Origin of the sequence: Paraburkholderia sp. SECH4, assembly GCF_030511745.1 — a bacterium.
GTDB classification, from domain to species: Bacteria; Pseudomonadota; Gammaproteobacteria; order Burkholderiales; family Burkholderiaceae; genus Paraburkholderia; species Paraburkholderia madseniana.
The window spans coordinates 163,829-179,937 of record NZ_JALOCP010000008.1 but is presented as its reverse complement, the minus strand read 5'-3'; the positions used below and the strand labels follow the sequence as shown (position 1 = coordinate 179,937).

General features: G+C 62.2%; 14 protein-coding genes and 1 pseudogene. 5 read left to right on the top strand and 10 right to left on the bottom strand.

Features of this window, described 5'->3' with window-relative positions; translation table 11 throughout:
* Nucleotides 1–13: 13 nt before the first annotated feature.
* From M0D67_RS14205 to M0D67_RS14190, 4 genes are all read right to left on the bottom strand, one after another.
* Nucleotides 14–1,234, bottom strand: a complete 1,221-nt coding sequence (locus tag M0D67_RS14205; protein WP_171925698.1) for a polysaccharide biosynthesis/export family protein — start codon at nt 1,232–1,234, stop codon at nt 14–16.
* Nucleotides 1,228–1,683, bottom strand: coding sequence for a low molecular weight phosphotyrosine protein phosphatase (locus M0D67_RS14200; RefSeq protein ID WP_154559274.1), 456 nt, complete (start codon nt 1,681–1,683; stop codon nt 1,228–1,230). Before M0D67_RS14200 ends, M0D67_RS14205 begins: the two co-directional genes overlap by 7 nt.
* A 49-nt stretch (nt 1,684–1,732) precedes the next feature.
* Nucleotides 1,733–3,178 carry a UDP-glucose/GDP-mannose dehydrogenase family protein gene (locus M0D67_RS14195; protein ID WP_154559273.1) on the bottom strand — a complete coding sequence of 482 codons (1,446 nt, stop codon included), beginning with the start codon at nt 3,176–3,178 and terminating at the stop codon, nt 1,733–1,735.
* A gap of 62 nt (nt 3,179–3,240) precedes the next feature.
* Nucleotides 3,241–4,638: an undecaprenyl-phosphate glucose phosphotransferase gene (locus tag M0D67_RS14190; protein WP_154559272.1), complete on the bottom strand. Its 1,398-nt coding sequence runs from the start codon at nt 4,636–4,638 to the stop codon at nt 3,241–3,243.
* Nucleotides 4,639–4,849: 211 nt separating this feature from the next.
* Between M0D67_RS14190 and M0D67_RS14185 the strand changes: the two genes are divergently transcribed.
* Nucleotides 4,850–5,146: a hypothetical protein gene (locus M0D67_RS14185; protein WP_154559271.1), complete on the top strand. Its 297-nt coding sequence runs from the start codon at nt 4,850–4,852 to the stop codon at nt 5,144–5,146.
* A 138-nt stretch (nt 5,147–5,284) separates the two neighbouring features.
* The gene (locus M0D67_RS14180; protein ID WP_154559270.1) at nt 5,285–6,838 is read left to right on the top strand and encodes a mannose-1-phosphate guanylyltransferase/mannose-6-phosphate isomerase; all 1,554 of its coding nucleotides are present in this window, start codon (nt 5,285–5,287) and stop codon (nt 6,836–6,838) included.
* 93 nt (nt 6,839–6,931) lie between these two features.
* On the opposite strand, the gene M0D67_RS14175 is transcribed toward M0D67_RS14180, so the two are convergent.
* The gene (locus M0D67_RS14175) at nt 6,932–8,116 is read right to left on the bottom strand and encodes a DUF6566 family protein (protein ID WP_171925699.1); all 1,185 of its coding nucleotides are present in this window, start codon (nt 8,114–8,116) and stop codon (nt 6,932–6,934) included.
* A 584-nt stretch (nt 8,117–8,700) separates the two neighbouring features.
* Nucleotides 8,701–8,997, bottom strand: a complete 297-nt coding sequence (locus M0D67_RS14170) for a YciI-like protein (protein WP_154559268.1) — start codon at nt 8,995–8,997, stop codon at nt 8,701–8,703.
* 448 nt (nt 8,998–9,445) lie between these two features.
* Between M0D67_RS14170 and M0D67_RS14165 the strand changes: the two genes are divergently transcribed.
* The 3 genes from M0D67_RS14165 to M0D67_RS14155 all read left to right on the top strand — a co-directional run bounded on the left by M0D67_RS14165 (nt 9,446) and on the right by M0D67_RS14155 (nt 11,430).
* Complete coding sequence (locus tag M0D67_RS14165) at nt 9,446–9,742, top strand: PsiF family protein (RefSeq protein ID WP_115783158.1); 297 nt, start codon at nt 9,446–9,448, stop codon at nt 9,740–9,742.
* Nucleotides 9,743–10,034: 292 nt separating this feature from the next.
* On the top strand, nt 10,035–10,481 hold the full coding sequence (locus M0D67_RS14160; RefSeq protein WP_266238950.1) for a hypothetical protein: 447 nt from the start codon (nt 10,035–10,037) through the stop codon (nt 10,479–10,481).
* A gap of 361 nt (nt 10,482–10,842) precedes the next feature.
* The gene (locus M0D67_RS14155; protein ID WP_171925700.1) at nt 10,843–11,430 is read left to right on the top strand and encodes a YSC84-related protein; all 588 of its coding nucleotides are present in this window, start codon (nt 10,843–10,845) and stop codon (nt 11,428–11,430) included.
* Nucleotides 11,431–11,559: 129 nt separating this feature from the next.
* On the opposite strand, the gene M0D67_RS14150 is transcribed toward M0D67_RS14155, so the two are convergent.
* The 4 genes and pseudogenes from M0D67_RS14150 to M0D67_RS14135 form a co-directional block, all read right to left on the bottom strand.
* Nucleotides 11,560–12,627: a glycosyltransferase family 4 protein gene (locus tag M0D67_RS14150; protein ID WP_154559265.1), complete on the bottom strand. Its 1,068-nt coding sequence runs from the start codon at nt 12,625–12,627 to the stop codon at nt 11,560–11,562.
* A gap of 301 nt (nt 12,628–12,928) precedes the next feature.
* A complete protein-coding gene (locus M0D67_RS14145) occupies nt 12,929–14,098 on the bottom strand; it encodes an AAA family ATPase (protein ID WP_171925701.1) in 1,170 nt (389 codons plus the stop codon).
* A 67-nt stretch (nt 14,099–14,165) separates the two neighbouring features.
* Nucleotides 14,166–15,578, bottom strand: a complete 1,413-nt coding sequence (gene otsA / locus M0D67_RS14140; protein ID WP_171925702.1) for an alpha,alpha-trehalose-phosphate synthase (UDP-forming) — start codon at nt 15,576–15,578, stop codon at nt 14,166–14,168.
* 193 nt (nt 15,579–15,771) lie between these two features.
* Nucleotides 15,772–15,963 (bottom strand): annotated as a pseudogene (locus M0D67_RS14135) (mechanosensitive ion channel family protein); the annotation flags it as partial.
* Nucleotides 15,964–16,109: the final 146 nt, after the last annotated feature.

Here is a 16,109-nt window from a genome sequence, read left to right as displayed (position 1 = left end):
ACGGCTCAGACAGTTATCTCGTCAACTGCTTCAGGTAGAACAACGTCTGTACGCTCGGCAGGACTTGCTGCAACACACGGTTGAACGTGGTCGAAGCGGCGGTGCCCACATACACGACATCCATCGGCTGCAACTGGAACTGGGACGACAACATGATCGCGTCGGGCTGCGTCATGTCGAGGCGGTACACGTCCGGCGTGGTCGGATGCTCGCGCATGCCGCGCATCACGAAGATCTGGCGCGGATTGGCGTCCGTGTCGAGAATGCCGCCCGACTGGGTGAGCGCGTCGGCGATCGTCAGGCGGCCCTTCACCATGGGCAGCTGGATCGGCGTCTTCACTTCGCCCATCACGAAGATGCGGCTGTCGTTGTGATCCGGCACGTTGATCACGTCGCCGTTTTGCAGCATGACGTTCTGCGTGGTGTCGCCCTGGTCGAGCATGCGGTTGGCGTCGAGCACGTACAGCTTGTTGTTGCGCGTGAGGCGCACACGCTGGATGTCGGCGTCGGTGTTCGTGCCGCCCGAGCGCGTGATCGCGTCGACCAGCGTGAGCGGCACGTCGCTGATGGCGAGCGGGCCAGGCGTCTTCACGTCGCCGGTCACCTGCACTTTCTGCCCGCGGTACGACAGCACGCGCACGTCGACCTGCGGATTGCGGATGTAGCGCACGAGGCCGGTGCTCAACTGATCGCGCACTTCACTCACGGTCTTGCCCGCGGCCTTGATGCGGCCGACGAACGGGAAAAAGATCGTGCCGTCGGGGGCAATCGTCTGGCCGTACGGATCGGCCTGGCCCGGCAGCGCGGCGGTATACGGCTGCTGCAAGGCGCCGCCGATCGACTGCGTGGTGTTGCCGCCCGCGGACAGCGTGCTGCCCTGCGGGGTGGTCAATTCCGGGTGGTCCCACACGGTGATGCCGAGAATGTCCTGCGGCGAGAGCCGGTATACGTACTGCGACGGATCGCTATAGTGCGAAGTCGGCAGCGCCTGTTGCGCGGCAGTGGCTTGCGCCTGTGCTTGCGCCGCAACCAGCGGGCCGTCGATCAGATGCACCGGATAGGTTTCGTTAGCTTGCTGACCCTGATGCTGGCCGTCGTCTTTCAGACGGGACGTGTCGAGGTAATTGCCAGGTGCGGTAGCGCAGGCCGACAGAAAGGACGTCAGCAAAAGCGTGGCGGCGAGTTTCGAATTGACGTTCGCGAATGTGTGTGCAGTGCGTTTTTTCATCAGCATATTTTCTTCAGCCATCCCATGACCAGGTGTTCGATGAGCACGAGACTCTCCCTATAGTCGGCTTCCTTGCCGCCGTGCGGATCGGCGACGTCGGAGTCGTCTTCCCACTTGCCGAGCGGATAGACCTTGCCGCGCGAAGCCGGATCGAGCGCTTCGACAGCGCTCACCTGCGCGCGCTCGCTGACGAGCACGAGATCGGCTGCGCGCACGAGCTCGCGGTCGAGGCGCCGCGAATAGTGGATGCCGGAGGCGACGCCCTGCTCGGCGAGCAGGCGCCGCATCACCGGGTCCATGGCGTGGCCGTTGGTGGCGCGGAGACCCGCCGAATGAAACGCGATCGGCGCTGAGGACGGCCGCGACGGCGCGCGCTGCCGGGCCTTGAACAGCATCTCGGCTGCGGGCGAACGGCACACGTTGGCGTGGCAGACGATCAGAACGTTGGCGAACATGGCGGGCTCCTTAGTGAGGCTTTGGCGGCGCGGCGGCTTATTGGCCAACTTACTGGCCGGCCTCGACCGTATCGGCCGCGTCTACCGTGACCGGCAGGCCGTTCGCGCCAACCTTCGCCGGCGCATTGCGCAGCGCGTGCTGACGGCCGATCGCGTGATACTCGATACCGAGTTCGAGCAGCGCGTCCGGCTCGTACAGATTGCGGCCGTCGAAAATCAGCGGCGTGGTGAGGCTCTCCTTGAGCGAACCGAAATCCGGACTCTTGAAGACCTTCCATTCGGTCAGGATCACCAGTGCGTCGGCGCCCTCGGCCGCTTCCATCTCTTCGTTCACGAACGACAGGCGCGCATGCTGTTGCGGCACGTCCTTCAGATCGAGTGCGAACACGCGCTTCGATTCGTCGATCGCGACCGGGTCGTAGGCCTTCACGCGTGCGCCACGGCGCAGCAGTTCGGCGATCAGCGGACGGCTCGGCGCTTCGCGCATGTCGTCGGTGTTCGGCTTGAACGCGAGGCCCCACACGCCGAAGGTGCGATCCGACAGGTCTTCGCCCAGACGGTCGACGATCTTCTGCGCAAGGATCTTTTTCTGCGTGTCGTTGACGGCTTCCACCGCTTCGAGAATGCGCAGATTGGCTTTGTGGTCGGCTGCCGTGCGAATCAGTGCCTGCACGTCTTTCGGGAAGCACGAACCGCCGTAGCCGCAACCGGCATACAGGAAATCGTAGCCGATGCGCGGATCGGAACCGATGCCGCGGCGCACCGCTTCGATATCCGCGCCAACGCGGTCGGCCAGATTCGCGAGCTCGTTCATGTACGAGATACGCGTGGCGAGCATCGCGTTAGCCGCGTACTTGGTGAACTCAGCCGAACGCACGTCCATGTACAGCGTGCGCTCGCGATTGCGGTTGAACGGCGCGTAGAGGCGCTTCATCAGTTCGCGCGCCTTTTCGCCGGGCACGTCTTCGTCGCAACCAAGCACGATGCGATCCGGCCGCGTGAAGTCTTCCACGGCCGCGCCTTCTTTCAGGAACTCCGGATTCGACACCACGGAGAACATGTGGCTCGCGTTGCGCGCGGCCAGTTCCTCGGCGATCACGTCGCGCACGCGCGAAGCCGTACCGACCGGCACCGTCGATTTGTCGACGATCACCTTGAAGCCCGTCATATGGCGGCCGATATTGCGCGCGGCGGCGAGCACGTATTGCAGATCCGCGGAACCGTCTTCGTCGGAGGGCGTGCCCACCGCGATGAACTGGATGTCGCCGTGCGCGACCGCGGCCTCGATGTCGGTCGAGAACTTCAGGCGGCCTGCCTTGCGATTGCGCGCAATGATTTCCTGCAGACCCGGTTCATGGATCGGCACGCCGCCGTTGTTGAGCACGTCGATCTTGCGCTGATCGACGTCGAGACAGAACACGTCGTGGCCGATGTCGGCGAGACATGCGCCCGTCACGAGGCCTACGTAGCCACTACCGATGATCGTCAGGTTCATGTATTACACCTCGGAAAATGGAGTTGATTCAGGAGAGCGGCCGCGCGTTGCGCGGCTGCGCCTCAATATGCGTTGCTGCCCACAAAACCCTTCCACAGCGTCAGCACGACGATCTTGATGTCGAGCCAGAAGGTCCAGTGCTGCATGTAGTACAGATCGAGCTTGACGCGGCCCATCATCTTTTCGATGCGGTCGGTCTCGCCGCGATAGCCGTTGATCTGCGCCCACCCGGTGATGCCCGGTTTGATCCGGTAACGGTGCATGTAGCCCTTCACCAGATCCTTGTAGATGTCGTCGTGTTCGAGCGCGTGCGGACGCGGACCCACGACCGACATCTCGCCGCGCAACACGTTGATGAACTGCGGCAATTCGTCGAGGCTGGTGCGCCGCAGGAACGCGCCGACTGCGGTGATACGCGGATCGCGCCGGGTCGCCTGGGTAATCTTGCCGGCCTCTTCCTTGTGCATCTTCATCGAGCGAAACTTGTAGATCTCGAACTGGTTGCCGTCGATGCCCTTGCGCTTCTGGCGGAAGAACACCGGGCCCGGCGAGCTCACCTTCACCATCACCGCGATCACCAGCATCACCGGCGACAACGCGGTCAACGCCGCCAGCGCAAACAGCCGGTCGAAGATGCGCTTGGGCAGCACGCGCAGATCGGTGATCGGCGAGGCGGCCAGGTTGATCGCCGGCACGCCGAGCAGATCCACCATCGGCTGATTGAAGAGCGTGAGGCTGCGAACGTCCGGAATGAAGCGGATGTTCACGAAGTCGTTCTTCAGGTCCATCACGAAGCGATGGATCGCCTTCTCCTTCGAGATCGGCAGTGCGAGCCACAGTTCGCGAATCGCACGCTGACGCACCAGTTGAAGCATCCGCGAGTAATCGCGCTCGACCGGCACGCCTTCGATCGCGTCGCTCGCATCCGGATCTTCATAAGGGTTGATCGTGCCCTCCTCGTCGAACACCACGACGGGGCTAAAGCCCGCTTCCGGGCGGCTGCGCATCTGTTCGATCAGGAAGCGCCCATACGGCGCGCCGCCGACGATCGCCACCGCGCGCTGATTGAAGCCTTCGCGGCGCAGTCCGCGCAGGATCGAGTAGACGATCACCTTGGTGACGATCAGCAGCACGATCGTGGCGATAGCCCAGTAAAGGAGCCACAGACGCGACAGGCTGTCCGAACGGTGCAGGCTGAAGCTGATCAGGATGCCGGTGATCTCCACCATCACCCAGCCGCCCGCAACGCGGCACAGCAGGTCGTACAGCGGCTTGCCGCGCCACGACTGATAGATCCCCAGCGCAGGAAAGAACACCACCACGAGCAGGCAGTCGAACGCGAGCGACACGCTTTGGACGTCGTCCAGCCACGCCAATTTCCCGCTGTGCACGGCCGTCGCGATAGCCGCGCCGAGCGCGACCATGGCGATGTCGATGATTCTCGATAGAACGCTCAGCATGCGCTGCCCCTCAGTTCGTCAGTCAAGTGCCATCCGTTGGTTGGTTGAATTCCCGTCACACTCATTGCGTCCGGCCACCGGGAGCGCAACGCCGGTATTCGCGCCTGCAGATCGATGCGCGGCGCGAAACTGATTGAACCGGTGTTAATTGCCCTGCCGCTTTCCGGATTAAAAAATTCCTGAACGGACGATCCGGAAAACAGGTGTCGAAATGAGTGAATACCCTTGTACAGGTATAGATAAAGCGGTATTAAAATTCGGACTGCAAGACAGCAAAATATCTCAAAATGTATCGGTCAAATTTTCAGCATTTTTTCCGAATTTTGTGCGGCAATTGTTACCGAATTGGCGTTTGAGAGACCCGTTTATCGCCGTTCTGGAGGCGGATCTGAGCCAAGCTGTCCGTTTTCCTACGAAGCTTACGCCTCGCCTTTCGTCCCTATTCTGCGTCATTCCGCCGGATAAAAAAATGGTTCGTGATTTTTTTCGGGTAATTTTTCTTTTTTAAAAATTATTCGGACATTTTTTCTTCACGAAACGACCAACTTTATTCGACGTTTTATATAGTTTCTATTTAACGCGCTTTTATTGATTCTTTACTTCGTGATAAAACTCGACGCATTCACCCAGCCTCGAGGAGTCCATCATGACAGCTCCGGTTACGGCCACACCTGCCGACACCCGGTCCACGCAAGCTATGCACCTGAACGTCAAACTCAAAGTTCATCCCGTGATTCTGGCGGGCGGCTCCGGTACACGGTTGTGGCCGATGTCGCGCGAGCAGCATCCGAAACAGCTGATTGGCCTGCTCGGCGACGACTCGCTGCTGCAGTCGACCACGCGCCGGCTCGACGGGCTCGAAACGGGCCATCCGCTCGCCGAGCAACTCGTCGTGGTGGCCAACGAAGAACAGCGCTTCACCACGGCCGAGCAATTGCGCACGAGCGGCAAGCCGACCCGGCTGATTCTCGAGCCCGCTGGGCGCGATACGGCGCCGGCGCTGACGGTGGCTGCCCTTTCGATCGCCGCGCAGGACGAGGACGGCATCATGGTCGTGATGCCCGCCGATCACGCGGTGACCGACAGCGCCGGTTTTCATGCAGCGGTGGCGGCCGGCGTGCAGCATGCGGCAGCCGGCCATATCGTGACGATGGGCATCGTACCGACGCGTGCGGAAACGGGTTATGGCTACATTCGCATTGGCGCGGCGCTTGGCACGCCTAATGACGCTCGCGCAACGGACACCGATGCGGCTGGCAAGGTCGGCGCGCACAAGCTGGATCGCTTCGTCGAAAAACCGCATCTGGAACTGGCGCAGCGGTATATCGAATCGCAGGAATACTGGTGGAACAGCGGCATTTTCATCATGCGCGCCTCGACCTGGCTGAAGGCGATCCGCCACTTCCAGCCGGCGATTTACGAAGCCTGCGACGCGGCCTTCGCAGGCGGCAAAGCGGACGGCGATTTCTTCCGTCTGCAACGCGACGCGTTCAGCGCCTCGCCGTCGAATTCGATCGACTACGCGGTGATGGAGCAACTGGGCAACGATCAGACCGCTGCATCCGGCGTGGTTGTGCCGCTGCAAGCGGGCTGGTCGGACGTGGGTTCGTGGGACGCGATCTGGGACATTTCGGAGAAAGACGCCGATCGGAACGTGGGGCGCGGCCACGTGATGTTCGAAGGGGCAAGCTCGACCTTCGCGCATTCGGAAGGACGCCTGATCGCCTGCGTCGGCACGCAGGATCTCGTGGTGGTCGAAACGGCGGATGCGATTCTGGTCGCGGACAAATCACGCGTGCAGGACGTCAAGAAGATCGTCGGACGGATTCGCAACGATGGCGGACTGGAAGCGACCAACCATCGCAAGGTGCATCGCCCGTGGGGCAACTACGATTCCGTCGACACCGGCGAGCGCTTCCAGGTCAAACGCATCGTCGTGAAACCCGGTGCGCGACTCTCGCTGCAAATGCATCATCACCGCGCGGAACACTGGATCGTCGTGCGCGGCACCGCACTCGTCACGCGGGGTGAAGAGCGCTTTATCGTCTCCGAAAACGAATCGGCTTATATTCCGCTGGGCGTCACCCACCGTCTCGAGAACCCGGGCAAGATGCCGCTCGAAATGATCGAGGTGCAGTCGGGCTCGTATCTCGGCGAAGACGATATCGTGCGTTTCGACGACACGTATGGACGTCAATGATTCACAACGAATGAAGCGGGAACCTGCGGCTGTTGCTCCTGACGGCCGCGGGGTATTGCTGTACCGGTATTTCTGTACCGTTAACCGCCGCGCTCACCCCGCATGGGAGATGAGTTCTGGATACGACGGATAACGATCTGACGCACTGCTTTCGGTTGCGGGTGCGGCCGGTTCGCTGGGATAACGGCGCAGCGGTCCGCGGAATGCATTGAGCGGACCGTGCAAAGGCCCACCGTGATTCACAGCGACCGGCTCCGGCACATGACGCATGGCCGGCAACGGACGCGCCACTGCCGCAGCCGCCGCCGTGGCATTAACTGCAGGTGCGGCCTCGGCTGCAGCCTGCGTACGGCATTCACGGTCGATCCACTGCCGCGCCCATTCGAGCGCGTATTGCTCCGCCGCGTCGGCCTCGGCAAAGCGCGGACCGACGAGGCCGGAACGCTCGACGCGTTTGCCGTCCTTCATGATCTCCGCCCACGCGCGATACATGGCGTTGGGCACCTGCTCCGCCGCCACGTAGATCACATAGCCGCGCCGGTCGGCGACTTGCGTGCCGCGTGGCGCGAGGCTCATCGACAGCGAGCTGCGCTGCTGATCTTCAAGCTGTTGCGTGCGGCGTGCCGACGCGATAGCCGAATCCAGACCGTGCATTGCCGTGTCCACCGCCCGCGCTTCCTCCATGCCTTGCAGACCAGCGCGCATGGCAGGCCGTGCCGCGGGTGATGCAGGTGCAGGTGCCGAGGGGGCCGAACGCGTACGCGACACCGGCGGCGCGTTTGTCATACCCGTCGTCATTCCGGACAACTGGCGCGTGATATCGGCGAACGGATCCGCCGAACGCCAGTTGCTCGGGCTGCTCGATACGCCGGGCGCCTGCCACGATTCGGGGCTCTTCCACGACACACCGCGCAGACCTTCGTCGCGCACGCTGGGGGTTTCGGCTACAGGTACAGCCGGTTTGGCCGCGACAGGCGGCGCCGGTTGCGGGACGTACGCGAAGGTACGCCCGGTTTGCGACAACAGCCGAACCATCTCGAGGAGGGTGCCGTTCAACTGCCATTCTTCAAAACGGCGCCGGCATGTAGGACCCGACGGATAGCGGCCCGGCAATTTCGACCAGGGTTCGCCAGTTGTCAGAATCCACAGAACGGCATTCGCCACGATGCGCGGTTCGGCGCGGGGCCGACCGCGTCGGTTCAGACGGACGGCCGGCTCATCAGAGACAAGCGCTGCCAGCAGCGCCCATTCGTCATTGCTTAGCTCATCGAAAAACATTGGGTTTTCTCCACGCAGCCTGGCCGGGCCGCGGCTTTGGGCGGCCACGGATTCAATTTTCACGATCCGTGTGCAGCCCGCGGTTGCACAAATATGTTTTGTACGTTCTGTTTGGGGGTCAATAGCGCACTGGGTTAGTGCGGTTTGTCCCTATTGCGAAGCACAAAACGTGGTCTCACTCGTGCATGGGAGAATTTGTGCACGAAGCATACCATCACCAGGGTTTGCGTGAATATCGTTGAGACAAGTGTTACGGATGGAAACAATCTTGTCCTTTTTGCTGCGTCATTTTTCGTATTGCCGTAACAGAACCACCGTCGGTTCCGGCGCCGAAAGGCGTTATTGCACAGCACAATGGCGCGGCAACGACGGCGAATTGCATTTACGAAATCGGCATTTGAGTCACAACGCATTTCGATGCATTTTGAAGGTATTTCCGCCCGGCTGCGGAATGTCTCGGCGCAGCGTTTTGACAGCACCTGAGTGACATCGGGACGCGATTGTCGTCGAAGCGAACACAGCGCTTCTTCATGCTGTTCGCATTCCTCTCGACGCCGTGCGAGCGCGGCTGTTCGCGCTAGCTTCTAGCGCACGGGGTTCGCCGCGCCCTCACCCACCACGGTCATCCATGGGCGGACGCGCCAGCGCGTTACGAGCCCTGCGAGCACGTACGGATCGGCTCTGGCAAAGGCTTCGGCGGCTTCGGGAGAGTCGCCTTTGAAGAGCAGCACGGCAGTGTCCACAGGCTCGGTCAAGGCTCCGGCCAGTTGCAATTTACCGCGCTCCGCTGCCGCCCAGGCGAGAGCCAGATGGGCGTCGCGATACGCGCCACGCCTCTCGAGGTAGTCCGGCACGAGGTCATACATCAACAGGTAGTGCATGGCGAGCCTCCTTTGGCTTGCGTGACTGAGACGACGGGCGGCGCATCGGCGCAGGAATTCCAGTCAAGACTACCCCTATGATCTTCAACGGGATTTTCTGCCGATTTCCTATTCATTTGCACCTGCAGCAATGCAAATTGGATGTTTAGAATTTGATCGTCCATATGGAATGACGCCGGCCTAATTCATTTGCATACGCCTCGCCAATTAATCCGGATTGCATAACATATTTTTGCACTGCTGCGATTCGATCGTTTTATCCCCCCGGGGGGCCGCCAACCCCGCTGCGTAGGGGAAAACCAGCGTGCTCGCCTGTCAACCGGAATGCCATTCCGTCCGTTCTGGCAGACAGCATTTGCCATAATCAACGTGCCGAGGGCTCCTGGACGCCGTTGACGCCCACGCGCATGAACGACCAAAAACGTTTTCACCACCGATGGAGTGTCACATGAAAATCCAATCCGCTATCGCTGCGCTGGTGCTGGGTACTGTCCTCGTTTCGCCGGTGTTCGCGCAGAACAGCCAGCAAACGAAAATGGCCGACTGCAACAAGCAGGCTGGCGACAAAAAAGGCGACGATCGCAAGGCCTTCATGAAGACCTGCCTGTCCGCCAAGCCGGCCGCCGCCGCGCCGATGAGCCAGCAGGACAAGATGAAGGCGTGTAACACGCAAGCCGCCGGCAAGAAAGGCGACGACCGTAAGGCCTTCATGAAGACCTGCCTGTCGTCCGCGCCGGCGAACTAAACGCGAGGCAATCGGCGCGGCCCACGCGCCGCGTGTCTGGCCGCGTATTGCTCGAACAGGGCCGCGCCATTTTCCGGCGCGGCCGCTGTCTTCCTTCTGTCCTGACCTCCACTCTCCGTCGCCGCTTATCTCCCGGCAGCCGCCCTCGCGCGACCTATCCCTTCGCAGTCCATCCGCGCGAACGCGCCGTTTTTCTTCTATGATGGCTGCGGAGACGGCCCACCCCCATACACAACATTAGACGGGCCGCCATCTTGTCGTTGGTGCTGCAGAGCATCGATCGGAGGCAAGGATGGTATCGAAGCATAAAAACCGCTGGTTAAGGCGGTGGCTGGTCGTCATCATATTCTGGGCCGTGCCCGTGGCGATCGTTGCAGTCAGCGAGATCCGGGAGGAAATGGCGTATAACGCCGTCGACCTCGACCGTGCGCTGACCACCTGGAATTTCACCGGCGCACAACGCGCCGCCGGCGCGCCCGCGCGCTGCCGCGGCAAGCCCGACGAGGCGCAAGCCGCCGGCTGCCCGGCCGATGTGCTGGCGGCCAATGCGCCGCGCCAGCAGGACGCCCGCAACGAATACAGCGTGCGCCGCTCCACGCTCATGGGTTACCTCTGGCATGCGTTCGTCGGCTACTGGATCGTGCCGGCGGTCACGCTGTTCCTGATTGGCGTGTTGATCGGCATGATTCGCCGCGTGCTGCGGCGCCCGCCGGTCAAAAGTCCAGCAAACCATGGGTGAGGACGCGGATGCAGCGTCGAGGCAACACTTTCAATTCGATTTCAATGCGAATCGCGAACGCGAAAAATCGGTAAAAACCGGTCCTCCATACGGTTTCAACTCGGGCGCCGATAAGCCGGTCCCTGCGCCGTTCGATTCTTCAGAAGCCCATTCGAAGGCGCTGTCCGAGCGTCTTCCAACGCCCTCGCGCCACCGGTCAAAATTACATCGGCGCACCTTGCGATGGCTCGCAAACCCCCGCCCCACAAGGCTTTTCGCCGAACCACGAAGTACGCCGTCTACGCTTGCGTGTGATATAACTTAAAGACAACCCGGCAACACCATATGAGGTTGTGCCCAGGAACCATGATGGAGAAAAACGATGCAAAGACGAAACTTCATGCTGAAGACTACCGCTGCGCTCGCTTTCGGAGGCCTTGCACTCGCTGGTTGCACGACTAACAGCGGCAACCCCAGCACACCCTCCACTGATGCCTCCAAACGCCAGTCGATCGACGCCAGCGTCGACGGCACCATGTCGCGCCTGTTCACAACCGTGAAGGGTTCGCGCGAACTCGTCTCCAAGGCGCGCGGCGTACTGGTGTTCCCGTCGGTACTGCAAGCAGGCTTCATCGTTGGCGGCCAGTATGGCGAAGGTGCGCTGCGCGTAGGCGGCGGAACGGTCGGCTACTACAGCACGGTTTCCGGCTCGCTCGGTCTGCAGGCGGGCGCGCAATCGAAGGCCATCATCTTCCTGTTCATGACGCAGGATTCGCTCGACACATTCCGCAATGCCGATGGCTGGTCGGCGGGCGGCGACGCCTCCGTCGCATTGGTGAAGATGGGCGCCAACGGCGCGATCGACACGACCACGGCGACTGCCCCAGTCGAAGTATTCATTTTGACCAATGCCGGCCTGATGGCCGATGTCTCGCTGCAGGGCACCAAGGTAACGCGCCTGAAGATCTAGGCTCGCGGCCCCGCGCGATCCCGCGTGATCCGGTTACCGGCCCCAGGCACAGCGGTAATAAAAAACGGCGATGCGTAGTGCACATCGCCGTTCTTTTTCATACCGCCGTGTAGGCCGGTTTTGCGCCGCTCAACTCCCCGACGTATCGATCACCTTGAAGCGCGAACGCTTCTGCGCGCGAATTACGGACTGGTACGCATCCACATACTGCTGCGCCATCCGGTGCGACGTGAAGCGCTCTTCGAAGCGTTGCCGCACGCCCGCCCGCGGCATCTTATGCAGGCGATTGACCGCCGCCACCGCGCCGATCTCGTCTTCGACGATAAAGCCTGTCACGCCGTCGTCGAGCACTTCCGGCACCGAGCCGCGGTTAAACGCAATCACCGGCGTGCCGCACGCCATCGCTTCGATCATCACGAGGCCGAACGGCTCCGGCCAGTCGATCGGGAAGAGCAACGCATGCGCGCCGGATAGAAACTCCGCCTTCTGGTTATCCGCGATCTCGCCGATGAACTCGACATACGGCAAGTCCAGCAACGGCCGGATTTCGCGCTCGAAGTATTCGCGGTCGGCAGCGTCCACCTTCGCGGCAATGCGAATCTGCATCCCACAACGTCCGGCAATCCGGATCGCGGTATCGACGCGTTTTTCCGGCGAGATACGGCCAAGAAACGCGAGGTACTTCTGCTCGACGGGTTGCGGCGTATAGAGCTGCTCCGGCAGACCGTGATAGACGGTGGTGAGCCACTTGGCCTGCGGCAAAGGATGACGCTGCGAATTCGAAATCGAGATCACGGGCGCAGTGTTGAAGGTGTCGAACACCGGCTGTTGTTCGGGCAAATCGAGGCGGCCGTGCATCGTCGTGACGAAGGGTGTCTCCTGGCGCTTGAAGACCGAAAACGAGTAATAGTCGAGGTGAAAATGCAGCACGTCGAAGTTTTCGGCCTGGCGGCGCACCAGTTCCATCAACAGCATGTGGGGCGCGATGCGGTCGCGGATACCCGGGTCCAGACGCAGCGCACGCGGCCAGACGGGTTCGAGCTTTGCACTCGTGACGGAGTCGCCGCTCGCGAACAGCGTCACGTCATGGCCGAGATCGACCAGCGCCTCGGTGATGTAGGACACGACGCGCTCCGTGCCGCCGTATAGCTTCGGCGGCACCGATTCGGTCAAAGGGGCGATCTGCGCAATCTTCATATTTTGTCTCCGTGAACTGACGGCTCGCGCCGATGGCGGTGCACGTCAGCGGCGCCGCTTGTGACAGCGCCGGTCCTTCTCCATCAATGCAGTGAACGCCGGGCGTCCGCCTGCACCATCCGCATCACACCATTATTCACCAGGGCGGAACAAAAAAGCCCTTGGCCTTGCAATTCCTGTGCGCTGTTACATTCGACTTACATCCGATGGCGCGCCTATTATCCGCTCAGGTATGTAGCTTAGGTACGTAGCCTGGGTACCTCGCCTGCCGATTGCCCTCAACCAGATCACGTGGCCACGGTTATCGCGCCGGCCATTTCCACGGCGGCAGGTCGCGATCGTCCGCATCGGTGATGCGCGTGGCGCCAAAGTGCTTCTCGAGCACGATCGACTGGCTGCCGTCCTCTCGTTCGAGCGCCGCGATCAACCGCGCCGCGTGCGACACCACCAGCACCTGGGAATGCGCGGAAGCCCGCGCGATCAGGCGCGCCAGCGCCGGCAGCAGGTCCGGGTGCAAGCTCGTCTCCGGTTCGTTCAGCACCAGCAACGCCGGCGGACGCGGCGTGAGCAGCGCGGCCACCAGCAACAGATAACGCAAGGTGCCGTCCGACAGCTCCGCGCCCTTCAGCGGCCGCAGCAGGCCATGTTGCTGCATCGATACTTCGAAGCGGCCGTCCTGCGAGGAGGCGACGTCGAGGCGCGAACCGGGAAAGGCGTCGTCGATGGCGGCATCGAGCGCAACCGGGTCGCCGATCTCGCGAATGGTTTGCAAGGCCGCGGCGAGGTCCGCACCGTCGTTCGAGAGCACCGGGGTATGCGTGCCAATCTGCGGCAGACGCACGGCGGCTTCTGCATCGGTGCGGAAGTGGTCGTAAAAGCGCCACGAACGAATCTGCTCGCGCACTGTGATCATCTCGGGAGCGGTCCGTGGGTCGGAGAACTCCGTCATCATGCTGTCGAAACTCGCGACAGGTTGAGGGATGGTTTGCCACTCGCCCTGCTCGTCACGCGTACGCAGCGCTGCGCCGTGCCGGTCGACCAGCAAGGCCGACGGCCGCAGCACCGGCCCGCTCCAGATGCACTCGCGTTTGATGGTGGGGTCGAGCGGGAAGCGGGTGGCCCTGTCGAGCGGCGGCAACCCGAGATCGATCGCATAACCGAACTCATCGCCGGAAAATCCAAGCCGCAGACTCACCGGCTCTTTCCGGCGCGTGCCCTCGACTGGCAATTCTCCGGCCAGTACCGCGCGCGAGAAACGTTCAGGCCCAGCCCACAACGTGGATTGCAAACCACCCTCACGCGCAAGCGATGTAATCACCCCGCCGCGCGCCGTCTCGGCCAGCAAACGCAACGAGCGATACACGCTCGATTTGCCGCTGCCATTCGCGCCTGTGATGACATTCAACTGCCCGAGCGGCACGATCAACTCGCGCAGCGACCGATACCCCGCGATGGCCAACGTCCTCAGCATGCGGACACCTTTCGATCAAACGCGCGCTGCCGGGCGCTCAGTAAAACCATTCTGTTCAAACGCACCATCATTTATGTCCACCGCCCTTGCCCGGCGTCTGCACGGGCACACTGCGCAAATCGTTCAGGAAGCTATCGCGCCACACGCCGAGATCGTTCTTGCGCAGCGCCGCCATATTGATCTCGTGACGCCGCTGGCGTGCATCGAGCGGCATTTGCAACGCGCGCTGCAAGGCCTCGCACATGCCGATCGCATCGTGCGGATTGACCAGCAGCGCGCCAGTCAACTCCGCCGCCGCACCGGCGAAAATCGACAGCACCAGCACGCCCGGATCGTCCGGATTCTGCGCGGCGACGTATTCCTTCGCGACCAGATTCATGCCGTCGTGCAACGGTGTGACAAAGCCGATCTGCGACTCACGAAACAGCGACATCAGTTTCCAGCGGTCGTACTGCTGATTCAGGTAGCGGATCGGCGTGTAATCGAGGCCCGAATAACGGCCGTTGATGCGCCCTGCTTCGTATTCGAGATCCTGGCGGATCTTCTGATAGGTGGCGACGTCCGAACGGGTCGGCGGCGCGATCTGCACGAGCGTCACGTTGCCGCGCCATTCGGGTGAGCGTTCCAGCAGTTGCTCGAAGGCGCGAAAACGTTCAACGAGTCCCTTCGAATAATCGAGCCGGTCGACGCTCATGATCAGCTTGCGGCCCTCCAGACTCTGCTTCAGGTCGAGCACGTGCTGGCGGCTTTCGTAGCGCTCGGCCTGTTCGGCGATTTCATCGGGGAACACGCCGATCCGATAGACGCCCGTGCGCAGCTTGCGGCCGAAGGCTTCCACATGGTTGCCTCCGCTCACGGTGCCGCGCGCGTGGCGCGTCACGTAGTCGTGGAAAGCGAGTTCATCGGTTGCGGTCTGGAAGCCCAGCAGGTCGTAGCACGAGAGCGATTTCACCAACTCTTCGTGCGGCGGAATGTTGAGCAGAATCTGCGGCGCGGGAAACGGAATATGCAGGAAGAAGCCGATGCGGTTCGTGATGCCCTCGGAGCGCAGAGCTTCGGCGAACGGGATCAGATGGTAGTCGTGAATCCAGATCACATCGTCGGGTTCGAGCAGCTTGATCAGCTTGTGCGCAAGCCATGCGTTGACGCGGCGGTAGCCGGCATACTCGTCGCGCTCGTAGCGTGCAAGGTCGTTACGGTAGTGGAACACGGGCCAGAGCGTCGCGTTCGAGAAACCGCGGTAATACTGATCGTAATCCTTGCGCGTGAGGCCGACGGTCGCGAAGGTCACCGCGCCGTCCTGCTCCAGCGTCGGACCGGCGTTGGCGACGGTCTCGCTCACCACGTCGCCGCTCCAGCCGAACCATACGCCGCCCGCGTCCTTCAGCGCGCCGAACACGCCGACCGCGAGGCCGCCCGCCGACCCTTTGGTTTCCGTCGGCGTTGCGACGCGATTCGACACGACGATCAGTCGGCCCATGTTGGTAGTCCTCCTTGGTTCGCACGGCGCGGCGTTCGCGCTTCAGGGGCTGGTGACGCCTCGAGCGCTGCAACACTTCGATGACGTCAAGCGGCTGCAAAACGCGCGATACCGCGCCAGGTTCGTGAGTCAGATGGACGGTTCGACCGCATGGGTGTCCGATCAGTTGCACTCATCGGCGCTGCATGCGGCGCTACACCTTTTCCTTCACCTGCTGCAACGGATCGCCCGCCTGATGACGACCGGCGCGGCTTGCCACGGGATCGGCCTCGGTGTGCGCGGCGGTGCTGCCGGCGGGTGTCTGCGTGCTGCGCGGCACCCAGTCGGGCGGTTCGCCCTTGCCGGTTTCGAGTTCGGCCGACACGTCGGCGCGCGACCGTGGCATTGCGTGGAGCGGGCACTACGCGGGCGAGGCCATTGGCCGAACAGGCGGCAAAATGCCGAGGGAGCGGGCATGAGCGCGAAGGCCACGCCCCGCTGATGACACTGACGCTGACGAGCGCTGAAACAGCGGCGTGCGCCGTCCAGGTT

What these genes read in the sequence shown, in the direction of transcription:
- M0D67_RS14205 (WP_171925698.1), bottom strand. Translation starts at nt 1,234, where the DNA reads ATGCTGATGAAAAAACGCACTGCACACACATTCGCGAACGTCAATTCG.
- M0D67_RS14200 (WP_154559274.1), bottom strand. Translation starts at nt 1,683, where the DNA reads ATGTTCGCCAACGTTCTGATCGTCTGCCACGCCAACGTGTGCCGTTCG.
- M0D67_RS14195 (WP_154559273.1), bottom strand. Translation starts at nt 3,178, where the DNA reads ATGAACCTGACGATCATCGGTAGTGGCTACGTAGGCCTCGTGACGGGC.
- M0D67_RS14190 (WP_154559272.1), bottom strand. Translation starts at nt 4,638, where the DNA reads ATGCTGAGCGTTCTATCGAGAATCATCGACATCGCCATGGTCGCGCTC.
- M0D67_RS14185 (WP_154559271.1), top strand. Translation starts at nt 4,850, where the DNA reads ATGAGTGAATACCCTTGTACAGGTATAGATAAAGCGGTATTAAAATTC.
- M0D67_RS14180 (WP_154559270.1), top strand. Translation starts at nt 5,285, where the DNA reads ATGACAGCTCCGGTTACGGCCACACCTGCCGACACCCGGTCCACGCAA.
- M0D67_RS14175 (WP_171925699.1), bottom strand. Translation starts at nt 8,116, where the DNA reads ATGTTTTTCGATGAGCTAAGCAATGACGAATGGGCGCTGCTGGCAGCG.
- M0D67_RS14170 (WP_154559268.1), bottom strand. Translation starts at nt 8,997, where the DNA reads ATGCACTACCTGTTGATGTATGACCTCGTGCCGGACTACCTCGAGAGG.
- M0D67_RS14165 (WP_115783158.1), top strand. Translation starts at nt 9,446, where the DNA reads ATGAAAATCCAATCCGCTATCGCTGCGCTGGTGCTGGGTACTGTCCTC.
- M0D67_RS14160 (WP_266238950.1), top strand. Translation starts at nt 10,035, where the DNA reads ATGGTATCGAAGCATAAAAACCGCTGGTTAAGGCGGTGGCTGGTCGTC.
- M0D67_RS14155 (WP_171925700.1), top strand. Translation starts at nt 10,843, where the DNA reads ATGCAAAGACGAAACTTCATGCTGAAGACTACCGCTGCGCTCGCTTTC.
- M0D67_RS14150 (WP_154559265.1), bottom strand. Translation starts at nt 12,627, where the DNA reads ATGAAGATTGCGCAGATCGCCCCTTTGACCGAATCGGTGCCGCCGAAG.
- M0D67_RS14145 (WP_171925701.1), bottom strand. Translation starts at nt 14,098, where the DNA reads ATGCTGAGGACGTTGGCCATCGCGGGGTATCGGTCGCTGCGCGAGTTG.
- otsA (WP_171925702.1), bottom strand. Translation starts at nt 15,578, where the DNA reads ATGGGCCGACTGATCGTCGTGTCGAATCGCGTCGCAACGCCGACGGAA.